This is a genomic window from Actinomadura sp. 21ATH, from assembly GCF_041951345.1.
Taxonomy (GTDB): domain Bacteria; phylum Actinomycetota; class Actinomycetes; order Streptosporangiales; family Streptosporangiaceae; genus Spirillospora.
The window spans coordinates 14,542-36,705 of sequence record NZ_JBGNUR010000003.1; the positions used below are offsets into that span (position 1 = coordinate 14,542).

Annotated in this window: 24 protein-coding genes and 2 pseudogenes; 9 read left to right on the top strand and 17 right to left on the bottom strand. The window is 70.7% G+C overall.

The features are described 5' to 3' along the window. Nucleotides 1-37: 37 nt before the first annotated feature. Nucleotides 38-850 carry a sensor histidine kinase gene (locus ACA361_RS12290; RefSeq protein ID WP_375012030.1) on the bottom strand — a complete coding sequence of 271 codons (813 nt, stop codon included), beginning with the start codon at nt 848-850 and terminating at the stop codon, nt 38-40. 292 nt (nt 851-1,142) lie between these two features. Between ACA361_RS12290 and ACA361_RS12295 the strand changes: the two genes are divergently transcribed. Continuing rightward, nucleotides 1,143-1,724, top strand: a complete 582-nt coding sequence (locus ACA361_RS12295) for a TetR/AcrR family transcriptional regulator (RefSeq protein WP_375012031.1) — start codon at nt 1,143-1,145, stop codon at nt 1,722-1,724. Nucleotides 1,725-2,355: 631 nt separating this feature from the next. Here the strand turns inward: ACA361_RS12295 and ACA361_RS12300 are convergent. Then, entirely contained in the window at nt 2,356-2,733 is a 378-nt protein-coding gene (locus ACA361_RS12300; protein WP_375012032.1) for a hypothetical protein, read from the bottom strand. Nucleotides 2,734-3,144: 411 nt separating this feature from the next. Next, nucleotides 3,145-3,507 (bottom strand): MerR family transcriptional regulator, encoded by a 363-nt coding sequence (locus tag ACA361_RS12305; RefSeq protein ID WP_375012033.1) that lies wholly within the window; start codon nt 3,505-3,507, stop codon nt 3,145-3,147. A gap of 70 nt (nt 3,508-3,577) precedes the next feature. Between ACA361_RS12305 and ACA361_RS12310 the strand changes: the two genes are divergently transcribed. Further along, entirely contained in the window at nt 3,578-4,441 is an 864-nt protein-coding gene (locus ACA361_RS12310) for an NAD(P)-dependent oxidoreductase (RefSeq protein WP_375012034.1), read from the top strand. Nucleotides 4,442-4,600: 159 nt separating this feature from the next. On the opposite strand, the gene ACA361_RS12315 is transcribed toward ACA361_RS12310, so the two are convergent. The 3 genes from ACA361_RS12315 to ACA361_RS12325 all read right to left on the bottom strand — a co-directional run bounded on the left by ACA361_RS12315 (nt 4,601) and on the right by ACA361_RS12325 (nt 6,855). Further along, nucleotides 4,601-5,293, bottom strand: a complete 693-nt coding sequence (locus ACA361_RS12315; protein WP_375012035.1) for a hypothetical protein — start codon at nt 5,291-5,293, stop codon at nt 4,601-4,603. A gap of 64 nt (nt 5,294-5,357) precedes the next feature. Next, nucleotides 5,358-5,672, bottom strand: coding sequence for an NAD(P)-binding domain-containing protein (locus ACA361_RS12320; RefSeq protein ID WP_375012036.1), 315 nt, complete (start codon nt 5,670-5,672; stop codon nt 5,358-5,360). 13 nt (nt 5,673-5,685) lie between these two features. After that, nucleotides 5,686-6,855 (bottom strand): lactonase family protein, encoded by a 1,170-nt coding sequence (locus ACA361_RS12325; RefSeq protein WP_375012037.1) that lies wholly within the window; start codon nt 6,853-6,855, stop codon nt 5,686-5,688. Nucleotides 6,856-7,207: 352 nt separating this feature from the next. Between ACA361_RS12325 and ACA361_RS12330 the strand changes: the two genes are divergently transcribed. Together ACA361_RS12330 and ACA361_RS12335 are read left to right on the top strand one after the other, a co-directional pair. Further along, on the top strand, nt 7,208-7,453 hold the full coding sequence (locus tag ACA361_RS12330; protein ID WP_375012038.1) for an SCO4226 family nickel-binding protein: 246 nt from the start codon (nt 7,208-7,210) through the stop codon (nt 7,451-7,453). A 203-nt stretch (nt 7,454-7,656) separates the two neighbouring features. Next, entirely contained in the window at nt 7,657-7,842 is a 186-nt protein-coding gene (locus ACA361_RS12335; protein WP_375012039.1) for a hypothetical protein, read from the top strand. A gap of 452 nt (nt 7,843-8,294) precedes the next feature. Here ACA361_RS12335 and ACA361_RS12340 read toward each other — a convergent pair whose 3' ends face one another. Further along, nucleotides 8,295-9,221 carry an NAD-dependent epimerase/dehydratase family protein gene (locus ACA361_RS12340; protein WP_375012040.1) on the bottom strand — a complete coding sequence of 309 codons (927 nt, stop codon included), beginning with the start codon at nt 9,219-9,221 and terminating at the stop codon, nt 8,295-8,297. A 66-nt stretch (nt 9,222-9,287) separates the two neighbouring features. On the opposite strand from ACA361_RS12340, the gene ACA361_RS12345 reads away from it, so the two are divergent. Beyond that, nucleotides 9,288-9,884 carry a TetR/AcrR family transcriptional regulator gene (locus ACA361_RS12345; protein WP_375012041.1) on the top strand — a complete coding sequence of 199 codons (597 nt, stop codon included), beginning with the start codon at nt 9,288-9,290 and terminating at the stop codon, nt 9,882-9,884. 128 nt (nt 9,885-10,012) lie between these two features. Here ACA361_RS12345 and ACA361_RS12350 read toward each other — a convergent pair whose 3' ends face one another. Both ACA361_RS12350 and ACA361_RS12355 read right to left on the bottom strand, forming a co-directional pair. Next, nucleotides 10,013-10,912 carry a zinc-binding dehydrogenase gene (locus tag ACA361_RS12350; RefSeq protein WP_375012042.1) on the bottom strand — a complete coding sequence of 300 codons (900 nt, stop codon included), beginning with the start codon at nt 10,910-10,912 and terminating at the stop codon, nt 10,013-10,015. 29 nt (nt 10,913-10,941) lie between these two features. After that, nucleotides 10,942-11,373, bottom strand: a complete 432-nt coding sequence (locus tag ACA361_RS12355) for a pyridoxamine 5'-phosphate oxidase family protein (RefSeq protein ID WP_375012043.1) — start codon at nt 11,371-11,373, stop codon at nt 10,942-10,944. Nucleotides 11,374-11,512: 139 nt separating this feature from the next. On the opposite strand from ACA361_RS12355, the gene ACA361_RS12360 reads away from it, so the two are divergent. Continuing rightward, nucleotides 11,513-12,373, top strand: coding sequence for a helix-turn-helix domain-containing protein (locus tag ACA361_RS12360; RefSeq protein ID WP_375012044.1), 861 nt, complete (start codon nt 11,513-11,515; stop codon nt 12,371-12,373). 76 nt (nt 12,374-12,449) lie between these two features. Here the strand turns inward: ACA361_RS12360 and ACA361_RS12365 are convergent, their stop codons facing one another. The 4 genes from ACA361_RS12365 to ACA361_RS12380 all read right to left on the bottom strand — a co-directional run bounded on the left by ACA361_RS12365 (nt 12,450) and on the right by ACA361_RS12380 (nt 16,817). Beyond that, nucleotides 12,450-13,478 (bottom strand): NADP-dependent oxidoreductase, encoded by a 1,029-nt coding sequence (locus tag ACA361_RS12365; RefSeq protein ID WP_375012045.1) that lies wholly within the window; start codon nt 13,476-13,478, stop codon nt 12,450-12,452. Next, a complete protein-coding gene (locus ACA361_RS12370) occupies nt 13,475-14,563 on the bottom strand; it encodes an alkene reductase (protein WP_375012046.1) in 1,089 nt (362 codons plus the stop codon). Before ACA361_RS12370 ends, ACA361_RS12365 begins: the two co-directional genes overlap by 4 nt. A 605-nt stretch (nt 14,564-15,168) precedes the next feature. Further along, nucleotides 15,169-15,546 (bottom strand): hypothetical protein, encoded by a 378-nt coding sequence (locus ACA361_RS12375; protein ID WP_375012047.1) that lies wholly within the window; start codon nt 15,544-15,546, stop codon nt 15,169-15,171. A gap of 89 nt (nt 15,547-15,635) precedes the next feature. Continuing rightward, nucleotides 15,636-16,817, bottom strand: a complete 1,182-nt coding sequence (locus ACA361_RS12380) for an NAD(P)/FAD-dependent oxidoreductase (RefSeq protein WP_375012048.1) — start codon at nt 16,815-16,817, stop codon at nt 15,636-15,638. Nucleotides 16,818-17,499: 682 nt separating this feature from the next. On the opposite strand from ACA361_RS12380, the pseudogene ACA361_RS12385 reads away from it, so the two are divergent. Next, nucleotides 17,500-17,661: pseudogene (locus ACA361_RS12385) on the top strand (IS3 family transposase); the annotation flags it as partial. A gap of 194 nt (nt 17,662-17,855) precedes the next feature. On the opposite strand, the gene ACA361_RS12390 reads toward ACA361_RS12385, so the two are convergent. Further along, a complete protein-coding gene (locus ACA361_RS12390) occupies nt 17,856-18,344 on the bottom strand; it encodes a pyridoxamine 5'-phosphate oxidase family protein (protein WP_375012049.1) in 489 nt (162 codons plus the stop codon). 267 nt (nt 18,345-18,611) lie between these two features. On the opposite strand from ACA361_RS12390, the gene ACA361_RS12395 reads away from it, so the two are divergent. Further along, nucleotides 18,612-18,953 (top strand): hypothetical protein, encoded by a 342-nt coding sequence (locus ACA361_RS12395; RefSeq protein WP_375012050.1) that lies wholly within the window; start codon nt 18,612-18,614, stop codon nt 18,951-18,953. On the opposite strand, the gene ACA361_RS12400 is transcribed toward ACA361_RS12395, so the two are convergent. The 3 genes and pseudogenes from ACA361_RS12400 to ACA361_RS12410 form a co-directional block, all read right to left on the bottom strand. Beyond that, a complete protein-coding gene (locus tag ACA361_RS12400; RefSeq protein ID WP_375012051.1) occupies nt 18,934-19,365 on the bottom strand; it encodes a YybH family protein in 432 nt (143 codons plus the stop codon). The genes ACA361_RS12395 and ACA361_RS12400 overlap by 20 nt on opposite strands. A 217-nt stretch (nt 19,366-19,582) precedes the next feature. Then, on the bottom strand, nt 19,583-20,221 hold the full coding sequence (locus tag ACA361_RS12405) for a CU044_5270 family protein (RefSeq protein ID WP_375012486.1): 639 nt from the start codon (nt 20,219-20,221) through the stop codon (nt 19,583-19,585). 5 nt (nt 20,222-20,226) lie between these two features. Then, nucleotides 20,227-20,448: pseudogene (locus tag ACA361_RS12410) on the bottom strand (RNA polymerase sigma factor); the annotation flags it as partial. Nucleotides 20,449-20,667: 219 nt separating this feature from the next. On the opposite strand from ACA361_RS12410, the gene ACA361_RS12415 reads away from it, so the two are divergent. Then, the gene (locus ACA361_RS12415) at nt 20,668-22,149 is read left to right on the top strand and encodes a cytochrome ubiquinol oxidase subunit I (protein ID WP_375012052.1); all 1,482 of its coding nucleotides are present in this window, start codon (nt 20,668-20,670) and stop codon (nt 22,147-22,149) included. Nucleotides 22,150-22,164: the final 15 nt, after the last annotated feature.

A 22,164-nucleotide genomic window follows, 5' to 3' on the forward strand; every position in this document is an offset into this window, starting at 1 on the left:
CCTTCACCGGACCGCACCTCAAGCGTGCCCAGCAGCCTTATCCACATGGCCGACCGCCCCCTACGGCACTGCTGCCGGCCCGGCGATCGATGCGGCGGTCGGCCACGAACTCGGAAGAGCGCGCCGACTGCCCGCTGGCAGGCGCGAGACCGGCGTACGGCAGCTCGGCCAGGACGGACCAGCCCGCCCCGTCCCCCGCCCGCCCTGCCCGAAGCGTGCCGCCGAGCAGCGTCACACGCTCGCGCATCCCGGCCAGGCCGTGGCCGCCGCCGCGCGGGGCTCGGAGCGCCATCCGGGCCCCATCGTCGACGACCGCCACCGTCAGCGCAGCGGGCCCGTAGGCGATCTCGACGGTGACACGTGCTCCAGGCGCGTACCGGACAGCGTTGCTCAAGGACTCCTGAACGACTCGGAACGCCGCCAGTTCCACGCCGACGTCCACAGGCCGCGGAGCCCCGACCACGGAGACGGACACCCGCAGGCCGACACCGCGGGCAGCGCCCACGAGCTCGGCCACATCGCCCAGCCCGGGCCCCGGGACGCCTTCGACGCCCTGGCCGCCGTCCCGCAGCGCCCCGACGATCCGGCGGGTCTCAGCGAGCGCCGCACGCGCGGCGTCCCGCACCACCTCCAGAACCTCACTGGCCGCATCCGGCAGTCCAGGCATTCCCACCAGTGCCGCCTCGGCGCGCACCGCCGTCAGCGACATGTGGTGCGCGAGGACGTCGTGCAGTTCCCGGGCGATACGGGCGCGCTCCTCCAGCACCGCCTGCCCGACCAGCTCACGGCAGTGCTCCTCGTACCCGCCCGGCCCCGGTGCCGATCTCGTGCACGCCTGAGAAACCTTCACAGCAGCCCTCTCCGCCTCAAGCGCGGAACCACCCGCAGGACCCCTCACCGCCCCGGCCCCCACAACGACGGAACGGGCCTGCAGCAGGTTTCAGGCAGAGCGCCACCGCGGTCGGCGACGGATCGACGGCATCTCATGACGATCGGAATCTCCTTTGTCGGCGACGCGGCCCAGGCCGTGCGTCATGCCGAACCGAACCAATGACACGGCACGGGCCGTGCCGCAGAGTCAGCGTCGCCGACGCACCCGGTCACTGTCAACACGGCCCGTGCCGTTCCATTAGGGTGCGCTCATGACCGACCATCGCGCCGCCAGGGCCGCCAACCGAACTGAAACGATCTTGCGAGCCACGCTCGACCTGGCCCAGGAGGGCGGCTACGCCAAGCTCAGCATCGAGGCGGTCGCCGCCCGGGCCGGCGTCGGCAAACACACCATCTACCGCCGCTGGCCCTCCAAAGGCCTGCTGTTCCTGGACGCGGTCCTCAGCCTCAACACCCAGAGCCTGGCGCACCCCGACACCGGCGACATCGTGGCCGACCTCCGCGAGGTCATCACCAGAGTCGTCGACCTCCTGGGCCGGCCACCCTGGGATTCCCTCTACCGCGACCTGATCGGCGAGGCACAGCACGATCCCGAAGTCGCCGACGCACACAAGCAGCGCTTCATCGAGCCCCAGACCGCCGACACCCGGGCCCGCCTCGAAGCCGCCAGGGACCAGGGGCAACTCGCGGCCGACTTCGACCTGGACCTGGCGATGGAGATCCTGTCGGGCCCGCTGTACTACAGATTCCTGATCACCGGGGAACCCCTCACGCACGCCTACGTCGACCGCGTACTCCAGATGCTCTTCACCGGTCTCGGCCCCAAACCGTAAGCCGCCGCGGGGCCGCGTTAGCCGGCGTGGACGCGGCGGGGCCGCTCGGGGGCGCGAGGCGGACAGGGTTGCGCCGCGCTGGACCGGGCAGTCTGTGCGGCATGTATCAGCAACCGGTCACCGCCGACGATGTGGCGGCGGCCCTTGCGGTCTCGGCCGGGCTGCGCGAGGCGACACGGGACACGTTGCGCCGCGCCGCCGAGGCCTGTGCGCAGAGCCGGCGGCTACGGCGGCAGGCGGCCCAGACCCGCGCCCTGGCCCGCCGACTCCGCTAGCGCCGTTCTCGGCGGGCCGAGGGCGAGCAGAGGCGGGGCCGGTCGCCCCAGGCAGGGGGCCGGTGCGAGGCGTCGCGTCAGGGGCACAACGCATGGGGCGACGCAGCGGACGCCACTCCTGATGCTGAGCGCCGGTCCAGTTCCATCAGCAGGTTGCGGGCTTGCTGGGCCGCCCACGCCCCCGACGGGTGCGCGGTCACGCCGGCCAGGTGGACGCGGCGATGATCGAGTGGGTGTGGGCTGTCAGGAACCGGCGTCGGCTCGGCCCGGCTCGCGCGGGCGCGGGGTCGATGCCGCCGTCCTTGAGGATTGCCCGTACCGTCGAGGGCGCCACCCGGTAGCCCACGCCGACCAGTTCACCCGTGGATGCGCCGATAGTCCCAGGTGGGATTATCACGCGCCTTCCAGCACCAGCCTGCGGACACCGGCCGCGGTGCGGGGGCGTCCCGGCCGCCGGTGCGGGAAGTCCAGCGGCGCTGCGCCAGGCGGGCGTGCCAGCGCAGCACCGTGCGCGGCGAGACAAACAATCGCAGCCACCGACGATCGCCAGCGGGCATCAGCCGGGCCAGCGCCGAGATCACCGCTCGATCCGCCCAGGAGGGGCGCGGCCACTTCACCTGCCGCCGCAGCACCGCCACCTGATGCCGCAACACCAGGATCTCAGCGTCCTTGGCCGCATCCGACCAGGCCAGCAGCATCAACCAGCCGAGCACCCGCACCACCACGAGATACACCAGACGTAGCACCACAACCACCCGTAGTACCCACCCTCGTGGAGCCCGCGGCCGACAACCAGACGAGCAGGGCCTTCGCAGGTCAAGCTCGATGACACAGTTCTCGGCACCGGCACGCGACCGGCGGCATGGATCCCGACCGACTGTCGTTCACCGACACTCTGCGCGCCGTGCGCCGCAGCGTCACCACCGCACCGGGGTCTTTTCCCCTGAGCTGCTGATCGGCGCCCTGACGCGGCTCCGCGACGACCTGCTGCCGCCACGGCGGCTGCGCAGCAGCCCCGCACGTCAAACGCAAGATGTCCAACTATCGACTCAACCGCGCCCAACGCCACCACTGGCCGCCCCAACCAACCTCGACCGAGCCCAACCTCATCCACCTGCCCTGACCAAAGACAACGGCATTTGGCCCTAGCCGGCCAGCCGCCGTTCTGTGGCCGTCAGGTACTCCCGCAGTGTCCGCCGGGACTGGACGAGCGTGTCGATCTGCTCGTCCAGTCCGGCGATGCGCGCCCGTAGCAGGTCCAGGGTCTCCGGGCAGGGCTTCAGGTCGGGGGCCGCGCCGGTGACGCACGGTTGGAGGTACCCGATCTCTTGGGTCGACAGCCCGGCGTCGAGCAGTCTTCTGATCTGGGCCACGGTCAGCACGGCGTCGTCGCCGTACTCGCGGTAGCCGTTGTCGCCGCGGTCGGGCGCCAGCAGGCCCTGCGCCTCGTAGTACCGCAGTTGGTGCGGGTTCACCCCGGTCCGCCGGCTCAGCTCCCCGATCAGCACGCCGATTCCCCCTTGACCTTCATACCGGTGTGAACGTTGACGATTGTGCCAGCGATCAGAGAAGGGGAACATGATGCACACCGGCACACCCGTCACGGTTCTGGGTCTCGGACTGATGGGCGGCGCCCTCGCCGGGGCGTTCCTGCGCGCGGGACATCCGACGACCGTGTGGAACCGCACGACGGCCAAGGCCGACGACCTCGTGGGTCGGGGCGCGACGCTCGCCGGGTCTCCGGCGGCCGCGATCGCGGCGGCCCCGCTCGTGGTGGTCTGCGTATCGGACTACGACGCCGTGGCCGAGGTCCTTGACGGGCCGCTCGATGGTCGGGTCGTGGTGAACCTGACCTCGGGCACGCCCTCGCGCGCCAGAGCGCTCGCCGGGGAGGTGGCGCGCCGCGGCGGCGGCTACCTCGACGGTGGGATCATGGCCGTCCCGGAGGCCGTCGGCACGGCCGGGGCCGTGCTCGCCTACAGCGGGCCGCGGCCGCTGTACGAGGCCCACGCGTCCACGCTGGGCAGTCTCGGTACGGGCCTCCACCTCGGTGAGGACCCCGGACTGTCGGCCACGCACGAAATGGCCACGCTCGTCCTCATGTGGGGCATGCTCAACGGCTTCCTCAACGGAGCCGCGATCCTCGGCGCGGCCGGTGTGTCCGCCTCGGCGTACCTGCCCATCGCACAGACGGCGATCGGCACGGTGGCCGGCTGGCTGCCGGGCTACGCGAGGCAGGCCGACGACGGCAGCTACCCGGCCGACGACGGCACCATCGACACCCACCTGGCGGCGATGACGCACGTAGTGGAGGAGAGCGAGTCGCTCGGCGTCAACGCCGAGCTGCCGAGGCTCGTCAAGGCACTGGCCGAGCGGGCGGCGACCGCCGGTCACGGCGCCAGCGGGTATGCGGCGCTGGTGGAGCAGTTCCGCAAGCCATGAGCCGCGCGGTGCCGGCCAGACCGAGCTGTAGCCGGTTTGCGCAGCTCTTAGCCTTATGAGTATGGGGAATTGATGGGTCTCCCCGGGCGCCTTTGGCGGGAACCAGGCAGGGAAGACCGCGCTCCGGGAGGCGGAAGCGGTCTTCCCGGCTGGGATCGATCAGCTCACCGTACGAGTGATCTTGATGCCTGGATCGACCTTGAACTCGGCGGTGAGGGTGACGATCTCGCTCGCGCTCACCCCCGGACAGCCGGTGGAGCCGTCCTGGTTGGCGTCGGTGAACGGCGTGGCGGCCGCGCTGGTGTATCTCAAAGTGTGGCTGCTGTTGTTGTAGCTCGCTGTGATGGAGTTGAGGGAGAACCTGCAGTCGGGCGCCAAGATCGAAACGCCGTACGGGGAGCTCTTGGTGCCCGTGAGGGTCGTGGTGCCGGTGGCGGAGTCGTGACCGGTGGCGGTGTAGTAGAAGCGGCCGACGCCGGTGCTCGTGGTCCCGGTCAGAAGAGCCGGAGTGCCGTCGGGACGGACGCAGGGCGGGCTGGCGCCTACGGACAGGGTTTCGCTTACCGCCAGTACCGGCTTGGGGTCGGTGGTGGTCTTGCTTGCCATATCGCCCCAGGTCTGGACTTTGGAACAGGTGAGCAGGACCATGCCCGCCTTGTTCTTGATGGTCACTGACCCCGTCGACAAGGCGTTGAACCGTCCGTCGGCCGCAGGGTTGACGACCTTCCAGGTGGTGGTGGCAGCGTGCGCGGGGAACGCCGGCACGGTGAGCGCCAAGGGCATCGCAGCGGTCGCGGTCGTCGCGGCGAGGGCAAGAGTCCGGGTGGGGGGACGGGAGAGGGAGAGACGCATGGGGGTGGCAGGCCTCCTTCTGCCCGCCGGACGCCGCCGGCGGAAGATTCACTTGTTCGCGGAGTCAACGTAACCCGCCGCCATCGCCAAGATCAACGATTGGACCGGACTGAACCATGCGCAGGTCGCCGCTCTCGCAGGCGGGAGTTGGGCGGCTCGCCGCAACGGCCTCGTCCACCGAACCGGCGAGCACCGCGCCCTCGGCGACGAGTCGGCCGGCCTTCGCCGCCGTACGGTTCCACACGGTCGTGGAGCGGCCGTCGCGCAGGAACGCTCCGGCGAGCGCCTGCCCCATCGGTCCCAGGCCGATGACCGTGAACGGTGCACGGCCGTCCTTGCGGTCGGGCATGTTCACTACGGAGAGTTCATCAACGTTCACCCCGGTATGAAGGTCAAGCCGAAGCCCGCGAGGGGCGCGGGGCGGGTGGAACGTTGACCGAGTGGAACGCCGGGCGCGGGCCCTGGGACGGCACTGTCTGGAGGAGCCTGAGCGCACCGCCCGGCCCGACCGCGAAGGTGTTGACGATGCTGTCGGTGAAGTCGCTGACGTACACGCGCCGTCCGCCGGGGGCGAACCCGATGCCGATGGGGCTGGACATGCTGGTCCGCGGCACGGTCTCGGTGAGGCCGCCGTCGTCCCCGATCGCGAACCCCAGCACCTGGCCGGGGACCGCGTCGGGACCGTCCCCGACCCCGACCGCGGCCACGTAGAGCCGGTGCCCGTCCGGGCTGATCGCGGCCCCCTCGGGAAAGTCGCCGCCGGGCATCGGCGAGCCGGGCACGGGCCTCAGAGCGCCGCTCGCGGCGATGCGGAACCCGTGAACGTCGTCCGACACCTGGTTGACCACGTACACGAACCTGCCGTCCGGGGTGATCACGGTCTCCGCCCCGGACACGCCGATCGCGGCCTTGGCCACCCGGCGCCCGGCCGAACCGTCGGCGCGCAGCGCGAAGCCGGTCAGCACGGTCCGCGCGGTGTCGGCGGGCGTGCCGTGGCTGACGTACAGGAACCGGCCGTCAGGGGTCACCGCGACCCCCTTGCTGTTCTCGGCACCGGTGTCCACCGCATCGCGCGGGAGCAGGCCGCCGCGGCGCCCCACGGCGAACACCGAGACCGCGCGGCTTCCCAGGTTGCTCGCGTAGAGCGTCCGGCCGTCCGGGGACATCGCCATCGCGAACGGGGCCCGCGTCGCGACCGTGCCGAGGCGGGTGAGGGCCCCGTCCGGCCCGATCCGCACCCGCAGGATCCGGTTCAGGAGGGTGTCGGCGACGTACCCGAAGCGCCCGTCCGGAGTGAAGGCCATGGCGCGCGTACCCGCCGTCTCGCCGGTCGGCAGCGCGTCCACCGGAGTGAGCGTGCCTGCTCCGGTGACCGCGAAGCGGGCGACGTTGCCGGTCCCGCCCGCGTTGGCGCTGTTGGTCACGTAGACCACCCGCCCACCGGACGATGCCGCCTCCCGGACCGGCGCCGCGCTCGCGGGCGCCGCGCTCGCCGCCGTGATCGTCGCCCCCGCCAGCAGGAGTCCGGCGGCCCCCGCCGCCATCCGGCCGAGTCTGCGCATCGGATCCTCCCGTCGGGTCGGCGCGGGCGACCGGACGCCGCCGCACCCACACCGAACCCCGGTCACGGTGATCCAGTCCAGGCCGTTCCCGAACTGACACGTACCGGCCAGAACGGAACCGCCCGCCCCGCGCGGCGCGTGATCGGGCCTCTCCGAGGCGGTACGCCACTCCGGACCGAGAGCGAAATGTCCAACTATGGGTCGGTCGCCGGCCAAACTCCGGCCAAGCACCCGCCGCGTGCACCGCCCCCGCCTGTACGCCCGGAACCTGCCGATGGAGCATGGAAAGCGAGGCAGGATCCGGCGACCGGCCGGCCAGGTGACGCGACATGCTCCTAGGGGGAAGAGCGAGATGAAGTTCATGGACGTCCACCACAACATGCAAGGGATCTCCGGCGACGATCTGTCGGCCGCCCATGAGGCGGACCTGGCGATCGAACGCGACGAGGGCGTGCACTTCGAGCGGGCCTGGGCGGACCCCGAGACCGGCACGGTGTACTGCCTGTCCGAGGGACCCTCGGCCGAGGCGGTCCAGCGGATCCACGAGCGCGCGGGCCACCCCGCCGACGAGATCCACCGGCTGACGTTGATCGTGTGACACCGGCCGGCGGGCCGGTCGCGGGTTCGTGGCGAGGGCGGTGGTCCCCGGCTCAATGGCCAAGGCGTCACGGCCTCGGCGGAATGGGGACGCGGGGCCGTTCGAGGTCCGTGCCGGGAGCCGGGCAGGCGCTACGAGCAGGGTCGGCGCCGGTGAGTTCGGCCCTGGCCGCGGGGTTGGAAGAGCACGTTGTCTGAGGCCCAGTGGTCCTCCTGGGCCAGCAGGCAGGCGAGCAGCGCGCGCTCCAGCCCAACGGGAACGACCTGCCCCAGTACCTGCTGGCCCGGCAGCCCAACGGCACCCTGGGCTTCAACATCCAGCCCAACGACAACGGCACGCCCGGCCCCTTCGGCGGCTACACCCCGATCCCCGGCGCCAGCGTCGGCTGAACCCCAACCCTGCCCCACCGCGCTCCGGCGGCGGGGCACGGGCCTGCGCTCGCCGAAGACCATGTCCGTGCTGATGCGTCCGGGGCAGCGAGGCGACGTCCCGGTCGACGCCATCAGCACGTCCCACGGCCAGCCAGCCGCCACCTAACTCACTCGCGCCCAAGGCCCCCGGCAACACTGTCCGGCGCGCGGCCGCCGCGGGCCGGGCAGCGGTGGGAGGAGATCGCCGAGGTCACCGTGCACGCGCCCTGCCCGGCTACCTGCCGGGCTGTTCAGGGTGCGCGCGGAACCAGGCCACGGCCGCCGAGCCGCCCGCCGAGCTGGACGTGCCGTCACTCGTCGCCGAGGACCTGCAGCATCGCGCCGCGCACGTGAAATTGGGCCATAGGCGGACGGAACGGCACGGCGCGGCATCGTGAGCACCGAACCATCCGGAAGCCTGCTCCACATGTTCAGTTCGCGTTCTGCCGGTACCAGTCGAGTGTCGCGGCGACACCCTCGGTGTGCGGGGTGACCTCGACCGGGCCGAACGTCTTCCGGAAGGAGGAGTCGTCGGAGACGAACGGGCGGTCGCGCTGATACCAGGTCTCGCCGAGTCCGCGGACGGTCGGGTCGAACAGCCCGATGAGGCGCTGCGCTCCCCGGCCGAGTGCGGCGATCTTAGGTTCGCCTCCCGCCGCGGCCCGTACGAGGCCGAGGAAGGCGCGGCCGGTGATCGCTTCGGCGGCCGGCAGGTGCCAGGCGCGTCCGTCGGCATCGGCGCGCTCGCCGAGGGTGACCAGCCCGGCGGCGATGTCGGGGAGGTAGGCGACGGTGTGCGATTGGTCGAGGTCGCCGATCCAGCGCACGGTCTTTCCGGCCAGGGCGGCGGCGAAGACGGTCGGGCCGAGGGTGGTGTTGACGCCTGCGGGGCCGTAGTAGTCGGAGGCGCGTCCGAGGGTCGCGCGGATCCGCCCGGACCGGTGGGCGGCAAGGATCAGCTCGTCCACTTCGGCGCGGACCCGCCCCTTGGGGCCGGTGGCGGTGTGGGGCAGGTCTTCGGTCATGGGGCCGTCGACGGGTCCGTACACGTAGAGGTTGTCGGCCATGACCAGCTTCGCCTGGGCGGCCTCCACTCCGGTGAGGATCGTGCGGGTGAGGGCGGGGAACTCCTCGGACCAGCGCTCGTACCTGGGCTGCGCGCACTGGTAGACGACGGCGGCGCCGTCGCAGGCGGCGGTGGCGCCCTCGACGGTGGTGACGTCGGCCCGGAAGTCTCGCGGGCCGGTGGTGGTGCTGCGGCTGACGGCGCGGACCCGGTGGCCGCGGGCGGTCAGTTCGGCGACGACGGCCGACCCGATCGCCCCCGTGGCGCCGAGGACTACATGCAGTTCCGACATGGCGGCCCGCTCCCCTACTAGTTTGGTAACGCTGTTACGTAACGACGTTACGATACGATGGCCTCCATGGCAAGACCGAGAAACCGGGACTATGGCGAACTTCGCCGCGCGCTCATCGACGCCGGCGGCCGGCTTCTGGCCGCCGAGGGGGCACCGGCGTTGAGCACCCGCCGCGTCGCCCAGCAGGCCGGCGTGTCCACCACGGCCGTTTACAGCCTTTTCGGTGACAAGGCGGGCCTGATCCGTGAGATGTTCCTCGCCGGGTTCGAACGCCTCGCCGGGGCGTTCGCCGCCGTTCCCCGTACCGACGACAGCGTCGCCGACCTGCTGGCACTCGGCCGCGCGTACCGTGCCAACGCCCTCGCCAACCCCCACCTGTACGAGCTCATGTTCGGGCGGCCGATCCCCGAGTTCCAACCCGACGCGGAGATCGGCGCACGGATTCAGCCGACCTTCGACGCCCTCGTCACCGCAGCCGCCCGCTGCGTGCAGGAGGGCGCTTTTGCGGCCGCCGACCCTAATGACCTCGCTGTCAGGGTCAACGCTCTCGCGCACGGGCTGTGCAGCCTCGAGTTGAGGGGCGCGCTCGGTGATACGGACGAGGCGTACCGCCACTGGAACGGCGCCTTCGATGCGATGGTGCGAGGACTGGCGCGTCCGTGACGAACCTGGGCTTCGCCCGGCACGATCACCGCGTTCCGCCTAGGAGCAGCGGTACCCAGCGCGTTGCCGCCCCCTCTCCGCGACGGAGAGTGGCGTGCCCGGAGGTCCGCTCAGCATCACCGGGTGCGTCACAGTTCGAGGACCGCCTTTCCGGCCACCTGGCGAGCGAGGAGGGCGGCCGCTGCCTCTTCGGCGCGCTCCCACGGCCCGCGCCAGCCGACCTGGGCGTCCAGTTCGCCGGCGGCCAGCAGGCCGAGGAGGTGGGCGAGGTCCCCGCCGAACGGCGTGGAGACGTTGAAGTTCTCGATCCGCCCGCGGGCGGACCGTGTGCCCGCCAGCTCGAAATCGATGACCGTGGTCTCCCGGGCGGCTCGTCCGACGGCCATGACCACGCCGTCGTCCTCCAGCCGGTAGAAGGCCTCCGCGAGCTGCCGTCCGCCCACGTTGTCCAGCACGCCGTGCAACCGGCCGTCCAGATTCTCCGGGCCGAAGACGATCTCGGCGGCGCCCAGCTCGCGCAGGCCGTCCGCGCGGGCCGGGCCTCCGACGGAGGCGATGACGTGGGCTCCGGCGCGGGCGGCGAGCTGCACGGCGAAGCGGCCGACGCCGCCGGACGCCCCGGTGACCAGCACACGGCGGCCGCTCACCGTCCCGAGACGACGCAATGCCTGCAGTGCCGTGACTCCGGCGACGGGCAGGGCGCTCGCCGTTCCCAGGTCGACGGATTCGGGGACGACGGCCAGGTCGGCGGTGTTCACGGCGCGCAGCTCAGCCCACGCCCCCGACCAGCCGAACGTGACCACACGGGCGCCGGCGGCGGGGCCGGAACCGTCGGCGGCGGCTTGGACGACCACACCGGCGGCGTCCCATCCCGGGACGTACCCGGGCCGGGCGCCGGCGCTTCTGTAGGCGATCTCGCCGAAATTGAGCGAGAAGGCCGCCACCCGGATCAGCGCCTGGGACTCGGTGGGGGCCGGGTCGGGTACGACGTTGACGGCAAGGTCTGGCGCGTAGGTCAGTGCTCGCATCGTTGCTCCTGCGTTAGTGGTGGTGGCTGTCAGGTGAACTGCTTGCCGAAGTCGAACGTGCGCCACCGGTCGGGACGGATGCTGATCGTGACCCAGCCGGCGAGCGAGTCCTTGATCAGGTCGTGGAATCGCGCGCCGCGGCCGGCGCCGAGGTACCGGATCGACCATTGCCGATATTCCTGGGGGTCGGTCGGCTCGTAGCCGACGACCGGGCCGTCGACGGAGACGAACCTGTAGGGCATCGCCTCCTGCTGCACGGCGAAGCCCACGTAGCCGGCCTCGCGGATCAGACCGAGCTTCGCGCTGCTGGACGGGGTGCTCACCTTGATCTCCGCGCCGGGAGAGTAGGCGTACCAGATCGGTACCAGCAGCGGGCCTCGGCCGTGGTTGACGCTCAGCATCCCGATGTGCGTGTCCGCCAGGAAGCGTTCCCGCTCGGTGACGGTCATGTGAGTGGACATGGCGATCCTCCTGGTGCCCGGACGGGCTGGGCCGTCCGGAGTCGGTGCGGTTCGTAGCCCCTGGGCCGCCACGGCCCGGGCACTTCTCAACACGCCAGAAATGGGTTGTTTCGGTCAGGTAGCTGTACTGTCCGTTTTCATGGATGCGCGTACCGAGCTCAGTCAGTTCCTCAGGTCTCGGCGCGCGCGGCTGCGTCCCGAGGATGTGGGGCTGGTCGGCTACGGCGCGCGGCGGCGGGTGCCCGGGCTGCGCCGCGAGGAACTGGCCCAGCTCGCCGGGGTCAGCGTCACCCACTACACCCGGCTGGAGCAGGGGCAGCGGCTGAACGTGTCGACGGAGATCCTCGACGCGATCGCCGACGCGCTGCGCCTGTCACAGAACGAGCGCGCTCACCTGCACCGGCTGGTCCGGCCCGGCGAGCCCGGCCTCTCCGGCGGTGCGGGCGAGGCCGCCCTCGTCCGTCCGAACCTGCTGGGACTGCTGGACTCCATGGTGCTGACCGCCGCGGTGCTGATCGGGCGCTACACCGAGATACTGGCCTGGAACCGGTTGGCGGACGAGCTCACCGGCGGCCTGGACGACTCTCCCGGCCGACGGACGGCGTCGCACTGGCTGTTCCTGGGTCCGAACGCGCGACCGTGGCTCGGGGACTCCTGGAAGCAGCACGCCCGCGCGAACGTTGCACTCCTGCGCTCGCACCTGGCCCGGTATCCCGGCGACGAGCGTCTGCGGGGACATATCGCGGTGATGCGGGTGCAGAGTCCGCAGTTCGAACGAATGTGGCAGGAGCACGAGGTGGAGGAGTGGTCCATCGGCGACGAGAGCTTCGTCATGGACCATCCGGTGGTGGGCGTGCTGGAGCTCGACTATCAGCGTGTGCTCCTTCCAGACGAGCCCGGGCTTGGGCTTCTGCTGTATTCGGCGAGGCCCGGGACAGCGGCACGGGAACGGCTCCAGCGCCTCGCCGCCCGGGCCACGCCGGACATCTCGTTCGGCTGACCCCGTGGCGGGCGCTTGGCGTGGGGGCGGCGTCTGCGTCCCGTACCGCTCCGGGAGGCGTCCGCCGGCGCCTGGATCAACCTCGACCGCCCAGGTGGACGAGCATCTTGCCGACGTTGGCACCGCGGAGGACGCCCAAGAGTGCGGCCGGCGCCTGCTCCAGCCCGTCCACCACGGTCTGCGCCGTGCGCAGCGAGCCGTCGGCGAGCCAGGCGCCCGCCTGCCCGATCCATTCGGGGAACAGCGGGAAGTAGGAGTTGACCAGCAGGCCGCGCAGCGTCAGCTCCTTGCTGTAGGCGGTGTAGAGGTTGCGCGGGCCGGTGACCGGGCCGGTGGCGTTGTACTGGTCGATCGCGCCGACCAGGGCGAACCGGCCGCCCGGCCGCGCGGCGGCGATGGCGGCCTCCAGGTGGTCGCCGCCGACGTTGTCCAGGTAGATGTCGATGCCGTTGGGGACGGCCCGGGCCAGCTGGGCGCCGATGGGGCGGACGCGGCGGTCCAGGCCGATGTCGAAGCCGAAGTCGTCCACCAGCCGGGCCGCCTTCTCCGGGCCGCCCGCCGAGCCGATCACCGTGGCCGCGCCGAGCCGGCGAGCGAGCTGCCCGGCCACGATGCCGACCGCGCCGGCCGCCGCCGAGATGAACACCGTGTCGCCGCGCCGCACGGGCGCGACGCGGGTCAGTGCGGCGTAGGCGGTCAGGCCCGTGGTGCCCAGCACCCCCAGGTACGCCGCGGGCGGAGCGAGCTCGGTGTCGACGATCGTGGCGGCCGAGCCCTCCAGCACGGCGTAGTCCCGCCACCCCAAGAAATGCGAGACGGTCGCGCCGACCGGGACGGCCGGGTCGCGGGACCGGACCACCTCACCGACCGCGCCGCCGTCCAGGGCCTCTCCGAGCCGGAACGGGGCGATGTAGGACGGGGCGTCGTTCATCCGTCCGCGCATGTACGGGTCGACCGACATCCAGGTGTTGCGCACCAGAATCCGGCCGTCGCCGAGTTCGGGAACGTCGGCTGTCACCAGCTCGAACTGGTCCAGCCGCGGCTCACCGTTCGGGCGCGCGGCCAGCCGTATCACCCGGTTCCTGAGTCCGCGGTCATGGGTCATGCCGTGCCGTCCAGGGCGGGATAGTCGGTGTAGCCGCGGTGGTCGCCGCCATAGAAGGTGTCCGGGTCCGCCTCGTTGTACGGGCCGCCGGCGCGGACCCTGGCGGGCAGGTCGGGGTTGGCCAGCCACATCGTGGCCAGCGCGACGGCGTCGGCCAGGCCCTCGCGCAGCGCCGCCGCCCCGGTCTCCGGCGTGGCGGGGAAGGCATCCGTGGTGGCGTGCGGGCACAGGATGAGGCCCCCGGGCCACTCGTCCCGGACGAGCCGGGTGACATCGCGGGTGAGGATCTCGAAGATGTGCAGGTAGGCCAGCGGTGTCGGGGCCAGCGCCCGCACCAGGGCGCGGTAGAGGTCGGCGGTGTCGCTCTCGGCCATCCCGTTGAAGGTGATCCCTGGCGACAGCCGCAGCCCGACTCGCTCTGGACCGATCGCCGCGCTGACGGCTTCGACCACCTCCACGGTGAACCGGATCCGGCCCGCGATCGAGCCGCCGTAGCCGTCGGTGCGCCGGTTGGTGGCATCGCACAGGAACTGGTGCAGCAGGAAGCCGTTCGCGCCGTGCACCTCCACCCCGTCGAATCCGGCTTCCACCGCGTTGCGCGCCGCGGCGGCGAAGTCGGCGACGGTGCCGGCGATGTCGTCGGCCGTCATCTCGCGCGGCACCGGATGGTCCAGCATGCCGCCGGGCGTGAACAGCTGCTCGCCGGACGGGACCGCCGAGGGCGCGACCGGCAGGGCACCGTCGTCGTACAGGACCGGATGCCCGATCCGGCCGCAGTGCACCAGCTGCGCCGCGATCGTCCCGCCGGCGGAGTGCACGGCGTCGGTGACCTTCCGCCATGCCCGGACCTGCTCGGCGGTGTGCAGGCCGGGCGTCTGGACGTAGCCTTGGCCGATCTCGCTGATCTGGATGGCCTCGGTGACGATCAGGCCGGCCGATGCGCGTTGCGCGTAGTACTGCACGGTCAGGTCGTCCACCCGCCCGCCGGCCGCCCGGCTGCGCGTCATCGGCGCCATCACCAGACGGTTCGGCATTTCCAGCTTGCCGAGAGAGAGCGGTGCGAGGAGTTCCGCAAATCGGTCCACCACGTTCTCCAATGCTCAAGGGAACCGGGATACGGCCTCAAGCCTGCGAGACGGCGAGCGGCGGGCCCAGCCCCCGCTCGTGACCACTCACCCCGTGACCAGGCAACCAACGACCACCATGGCCCTGCCGACGCCGGATGCTCGTGCCGGTGACGCACTGATGTGGCGAGTGCGGTCAGCGGTGTCGACGAGCGGGGTCTTGCCTGGCCAGGGCGGCGCCGGCCGCTTCGGCGGTGACATGAGGACCTGGCCCCCTCCATCCGCGAGCAGTTGCGCGCCTATGCCGCCTCCCTGGGCCGCGACCTGCTCATCGAGGCGCAGCCGGGCGTCCCCACCCAGACCCAGGCTGCTCTCCCCAAAAGGGCGCACGTGGACGTCCGCCGAGGGACCGGGGCGCTGTTCAATCAGGCGGTGGCACGTGCACGACGTCCCGACAACGGGGACGAGGTGAAGCGCTACCAGGGGGCGGCACGAGTCATGGTCGGCAAGGCGAATACACCAGATGCGCTCTCGTCATGCGACTTCTCGGTGAGACTCCGGCCAGTTGGAGGACGGTGCCTTGCGATCCCCGGTGGCGGGGGCGGTGGTCTTCACCGTTGTCGTCGTCACCGTGTCCCTTTGGTGTTGAGGGTAGGACCGTCGGTGCCGCCCTCCGTTTGAATGCCGTTCAGCTTGTTGGGATTGACCTGGAAGCGGATGTTCTCGATGCGGCCATCGTGAATGTCGTAGGTGAGTGCGCCGACGAGGTCGTCGCCGATCATGCCGACGACGCTCAGCTCGCCGTTGACGACGGCCGGTTCGAGGCGGATGCCGGCGGAGACCGGTTTGCCCATGACGCCCAGGAGCCAGCGCGCCACATGGTCAGGGCCGTGCAGCGGGCGGCGGGCTGCGGTGACGATGCCGCCGCCGTCGTTCCACAGCGTCACTTCCGGGGCGAGCAGTTCCATGAGTGCGTTGAGGTCACCGCCGTGGCAGGCGGCCATGAACCTCTCGGAATCATGCCAAGTGGTCGGAAGCTCGGGATTTCAGCGGGCCGGGGATCCGGTGGGTCCCTGACCCGAGTCTTGGAACATCATGCGGTCTTTCGGGTGGCGCGGCCGCCCTTCGACAGCTGCACCGGTACCTTCACGTAGCGGGACATCTTGGCGGCCATCGGCGGGGTGCCGCTGACCTGCTCCTTGTAGATGACCGCGGCCTTGCCCTTGAGGTACCACCGCCTCGGGGTGTCATCGGCTTTGGTGAACTGGACGACCGCGTCCTTGCGGCCCAGGCTCACCGGCTGGTGGAAGTAGCCGAACCGCAGGGGCTTCACCGGCTTCCCTCGCAGTAGCCGGGCGATGATGTCGGCGGTGTAGTCGGCGGTGACCACCCCGCTCTGGCAGGTGCCGTGGAGCTGCCCCCAGGCCTGCCGCACCAGGGCTGCGTCTCCGATGGCGTGGATCTCCGGGTGCGAAACCGAGCGCAGGGTGGGGTCGGTGATGATGAGCCCCTTCCTGTCGGTGGCGATTCCGGCGTGGGCAGCGAGCTGCGGCACCCGCACACCGGTGGTCCACAGGGTCAGATCCGAGGAGACGAGCTCACCGGTGTCCAGCTCCACCGCGTCGGGCAGCACCTTGGTGACCTTCACCCCGACCATGCGCACCACGCCCAGCCGGTCTAGCACGCGGTTGAGGTGGGCTCGGGCCTTCTCGCCCATCATCGAACCGGGTTCGGTGGCGCAGACCAGGTTGACGGTCAGCGCAGGGTACGCCTCGGCGATCTCGGCGGCCGCCTCGATGCCGGTGAGCCCGCCACCGCAGACGGTGACCGCGCCGCCCGCGGCGGCGATCCCGGGCAGCCGCCGCGACAGGCGGTGCGCCAGACGGGGGTCGTCCAGGGTCCATGCGTGGTCCGCCGCACCGGGGACGATGCTCGCGTCGGTGGCGCTGCCGAGGGCGTAGACCAGCGTGTCGTAGTGAAGGAGGGCGCCATCGTCGAGGGCGACGGTCCGGTCAGCGGTATCGATGCCGGTGGCGGCGGCCTGATGGAATCGCACGCCGGTGCCCTTCAGCAGGTCGGGGATCTGGAAGTCGGTCAGTTCCTGGCCCGCGGCGACCTGGTGCATGCGCAGACGCTCGGTGAAGCGGGGCGAGGGGTTCACCAGGGTGATGCGGGTGTGCAGCCTGCGGGTGTAGCGGGCCAGCCGAGCTGTGGCGATCAGGCCGGTGTAGCCGGCGCCGAGGACGACGATCTGATTGGCGGTGCTTGTGGTCATCGCTCGCTCCCTGTGGGGCTCGTTCGTTCGGGACGGCTATGGGACAGGACGCCTCCGGAGAACGTGACACTCCGGCATTGTGACCTGCGCCACAGGGAATCCCTGCCCAAGCTGTAGTCGCACGTTCCGAAGTGCCTCGCTGGCCAGAGAAGTAGGTGCCCAAGCCCGAAGCCCCTTCGCCTCAGCACGCGGAGTGCTACCGCCGCCGGTTGGGAGACATGGCCCGCCACTACGGGGTCGCTGTAGTACGGGTGCCGTTAACGGGTGTGTCACCGGTTCCGTCGCAGGGTGCTGGACCTGGAGAAGGCCGGGCAACCGGTGCGCGAGGTTGCTGCGGACCTGCAGATGCCCGGTCAGACGATCTATGTGTGACTGCCGCAGGACCGGATCGATGCCGGCCTGGAGGCCGGGTTGACATCGGCCGATCAGATCGAGCTGGTTGCCGCGCGGCGCAGGATCGTCCAGCTGGAGACCGAACTGGCCGTCACCCCCCGGCGGGCGGTCGAGCTGGCGAGAGAGGCAGTGCCCCCAACGACGCTTCCAAGCCATCGCGGTGATGGCCGGCGAGGGCCTGCCGATCAAGGTCTGCTGCCGCGTCCCTGAGCGCGTCCGACTCGGGGTTCCATATGTGGCGCAAGCGGCCGCCGCGCCGGCCTCAAAGGGCTACTGGGACCCGGCGGCGGCGATGATCGAGTCGTTCTGGGCACGGATGCAGGTCGAGCTCCGCAACCGGCAACGGTGGCGCACCCGCATCGAACCAGCCAACGCGATCTTCGAATACCTGGAGATCTTCCACAACCGCCGACGCCGCCACAGCGCGCTCGGCATGCTCAGCCCCGTCGACCCCACATTCGATGGGATGGCTCACCGAGACCCACTGACCCCACACCGAGGACTGGCCCCTCACCGAGGAGCGTTGGCGGCGGTGAACTCTCCCTGTGCGGTTCTCCGTCCGGTCATCCGCACTCGCTCCGTCAGTGGTGCAGTCACGACGGGGTCTGGGCACCTGGTCACCCGGGTCGATGATCAAAAGTTTCCTCAGTCGACTGGGTTTTCCAGCCATCGGCCGTCCCGCATGACCGTGCGCCCGACGAATTCGTGAAGGCCGTTCCAGACCTGAACGCGCCTGGGCTGCAGGCGTAGGTAGACGAACGTGCCCTCCGGGTAGGTACGAGGGTCTGTGGAGACCTTGGCGTAGTGCTCGGCGATATCAGCGTCGATGTCAGCGACGTCCGCGAGCGACGCACTGGTGTCGATCATGATGACGTCGGCGGTGTCACCGAGAGCGACCCTGGCCTGTGGGTGGGCCTTGATGTTGACGGCAGTGCGGCTCTTGGCGAAGGTCGCTGTATAGAGAGCCGAGCCGTCCCAGACATAGGCCACGGGGATCAGATGCGCACCATGGCCGTCGCTGCCGGTGGCCAGCCACATCTGGAAACCGGTTTCGAGCCGGTTGCGAGCGTGGGCCCGCCGCTCGGCCAGGTCCCGCGGGACCGGGGTCGAGGCGAATTCTTCGTCGGCGTTCACGACGGTTCCCCCTTCACTTGGGTGTGAGGTCTCCTCCGCTGCCAGGAGGCTGCACCTCTAGACGAACGGCGCTGCGCGCATACCGACACATCGCCGAACCATTCGCCAGCGGGCGCTGTGAACGGCTCGTTTCCCCCCGACGTTAGAACCCTGCACATCCGGCTCCTGACCAGCAGAGACCGCGGCCTCGCCCTCTGAACGGCCGGTGACTCCGGTTACCTGCCACCGCGCGTCAGGTGACGGCCACGACGACGAGCACGGCCAAGCTTGACCTGCTGCCTGACCTCCTCGTTCGCCGCCGTCGGCTACAGCCCCAAGCCGGGCGGAGGCGCCTACGACGAGACCGACTGGACCGCTCCCGCCGAAGACAACACCGCCTACATCCGCTCCAAGGCCATCGCCGAGGGCGGCTGCCTGGAACTGGCGGTCGTCAACCCCACCGGGATCTTCGGCCCCGTACTCGGCCCGCGCCTGTCCGCCTCGACCGCCCTGGTCAAGGCGATGCTGGAGGGCGCCGTGGCCGCCGTCCCGCCCGTGTACTTCGGCGTGGCGGGCAATGGCCCAGCGCGGCGACCTCGGATGTCACCGGCTACTGGCTCTTGGCGGTGAAGTCGTCTAGCCCGTTCACGCGGGTGTTGTGGACGGCACGGATCTTCCACGTGCCGCTGACTTTCACCAGCACCATGGTGATCAGGCCACAGCGATCCTGGCCCGCCGCGGCACCGGGCAGGCGGTGCTCGGGCCAATTCCAGGTCGTGTGCACCAGCGCAACGCCCGGCGCGATGCCATCGATGTTCGCGATCTCCTGCTTGTAACTCTTCTTCTGCGCGACAACGGACTCCGGGACGTCCTGGTGGCCCTCGACGTTCTCCGCCCGAGATCGCCACCAGAGACCTCGATGGGTGATGAAGTCACAGTCGTCGGTGAAGAAGGCTCCCCACGCGTCCATCTCATGGCGCTCCCAGTGCCCCGCCTGGACGGTCAGCATGGCCCTGATCTCGCTGGCATCGTTCGGTTCCATGCTGCAACCTTCTGACCTCAACTTGAGTTGAGGTCAAGCCGGCCGCGGGTTCGCGTCCGAGCCGGTCTCCAATCCGGCCGTGGAGCGAATCGTCGAGAGTGCGGGCCACCGTTCGCGGTGCGAGGCGACGCCGTAGTCGTTGTGCGGGGGCCGGTCCGGTGGATCGCGGTCTGGTCCACCGGACCGGCCTGACCTGGGATGATCCCGGCGGGATGGATCAGTCCAGGCAGCGGTCGCGCTCAGGGCACGCCGGGGCGCGGTCGGCGACGGTGACCTTGAGCAGGGCCGTGGAGCTCAGCACGCTGCCCACCGGGGCCTGGGCCTTCTCCGCGTTGACGACCACACTGCGCTTGCCCAGGTAGCGGTAGGTCTTCCGGTCGAAGATGTACTCCTCCCGCAGTCCGCCGGGGCCGGTCATCGCCACGGCGGTACCGGTGCGTCCCGCCGCGTCCACGGCGTCGCCGACGGGAGCGGCGCCGCGGATCGACGCGGCGGCGCGGAACAGGGCGGCCCGTTGCGGTGCGGGCACGTACGTCGCTTGGAGGAGTTCGCCGACGTTCGTCCACGCCTCGTAGTCGGCGAGGGCGTCGTTCCCGAGTCCCCGGTAGAGGTGCCGGTACATCTGCTCCGGGTCGGCGGGCAGCCGGCTGACGTAGGCGTAGTCGGTGCGCCGGTGCTCCGTCGGAGCGCGCCGGCCAGGGCCTTGCCGTGGGCCTGTGCGCTGACCCGTTCGTCGCTGCGGTCGGTGAACGCCTCGGTGACGGGGTCGACGCCGGTGCGTTCCCAGGCGCGCAGATGGCGCACCTCGGTCCGTGCATGGCGACCGATCAGCTTCGTCGCGATCCCGTAGAGCCAGGGCCGCGCGCTGGAGTACGACAGGTCGTAGCGGCCACGCCGCCGGAACGCGACCAGGAAGGTCTCGGCCACCACGTCTTCGGCGGCGTCGACGCCCGGCCGGCGGACGACGAAGCGCTTGATGTCGGGTGCGTGTCTGCGGAAGATCTCGGCGAAGACCTCGGGATCCTGCCGGGAGCGTTCGATGACGGCTGCGTCATCGCGCTCCGCCGGCCCCGTTTCGCTCATGGACGGCCTCTCGACGTTTGATCAGAACACCTGTTGTTGCCACGCCACCCGGAATCGGTTCCCTCGCCGTTCTCGCGCGTGACCGCGCGCGCAAGCTCGTCCTCTTCGTACGAGACGTACGTCTCCCTGAAGTACGGCGCCAGAAGTACTACAGCGTGTAATACTTAAGATCACGTACTACAGCGTGTAGTACATCGACTGAGCCGGTGGGAGGTCGGGATGGATACGCTGGATCTGTCGCGCCTGCAGTTCGCGGTGGTGACGATCTACCACTACTTCTTCGTCCCGCTGTCGATATCGCTCGCCGCCCTCACCGCCGGTCTGCAGACCGCCTGGCATCGCACCGGCAAGCAGCACTACCGCGACCTGACCATGCTCGTCGGAAAGCTGCTGATGGTGACCTTCGCCGTCGGCGTCGTCACCGGGCTGGTGCAGGAGTTCCAGTTCGGACTCGCCTGGAGCGACTTCGCCCGGTTCTACGGCGACGTGTTCGGGCCCACCCTGGCCATCGAGGGCATGCTCGCCTTCTTCCTGGAGGCCACCTTCCTCGGGCTGTGGTTCTTCGGCTGGGACCGCCTGCCCCGCCGCGCGCACCTGGCCACGATCTGGGTCGTCGCGGTCGGCACGCTGATCTCCGCGTACGTGATCCTGGCCGCCAACTCCTTCATGCAGAACCCGATCGCCTACGGCGTCGACCCCGAGACCGGGCGCGCACGGCTGGACGACTTCTTCGAGTTGATGGTCAACGAGGTCAACCTCGCCGCGTTCCCGCACACGATGTCCGGTGCCGCGATGACCGGCGGCGCCCTCCTGCTCGCGATCGGCGCGTGGCGCGCCTGGGGCCGCCGCGGCCGCGTCCGCACCGACGACGCCGCGATCGAGCACCGCGACCACGCCGCCTGGCAGCGGCTCGCGCGGCTCGGCGCCTGGGTCACCGCGTTCGGCGGTGTCGCCGTCGCCGTCACCGGCGACATCCTCGGCAAGATCATCACCACCGTCCAGCCGATGAAGATGGCCGCCGCGGAAGCGCTCTACGCGTCCCAGTCCGGGGCCCCCTTCTCGATCCTCGCGGTCGGCGGCTCGCGCGGCGGCGAACCGTTCTTCTCCATCGACATCCCGTTCCTGCTGTCGATCCTCGCCAAGGGCGACCCGACCGCCACCGTCCAGGGAATGGACGACCTGCAGGCGCAGTACACGGAGCTCTACGGGCCGGGCGACTACATGCCCTATGTACCGGTGGCGTACTGGACGTTCCGCCTGATGATCGGCGCGGGGATGGCGGCCGCCGCCCTGGCGGTGGTCTTCCTGGTGCTGACCCGCAAGGGCAACCCGCCGATCCGGCCGGGTCGCGTCCGCACACTCGCCGGTCGCGCGGTGCTCTGGGCGCTGCCGCTGATCCCCACCCTGCCGATCCTGGCGAACACCTTCGGCTGGATCTTCACCGAGACCGCCCGCCAGCCCTGGCTCGTGTTCGGCATGTTCAAGACCGAGGACGGCGTCTCCCCCGGCCTCACCGCCGGCGAGGTACTCGCCTCGCTCATCGGATTCGGCATCGTCTACGGGATCCTCGCCGTCGTCTGGCTCCGGCTCGTCCTGCACCTGTCCCGTCTCGACCTGAGCCCCGACCCGGACCGGCCCGACGACGGCGACGACTCCTCCCCCTCCGCCCGCTCGCTCGCCGCCGCCGCGCCCACGTACTGACGGACCACGGAGGAA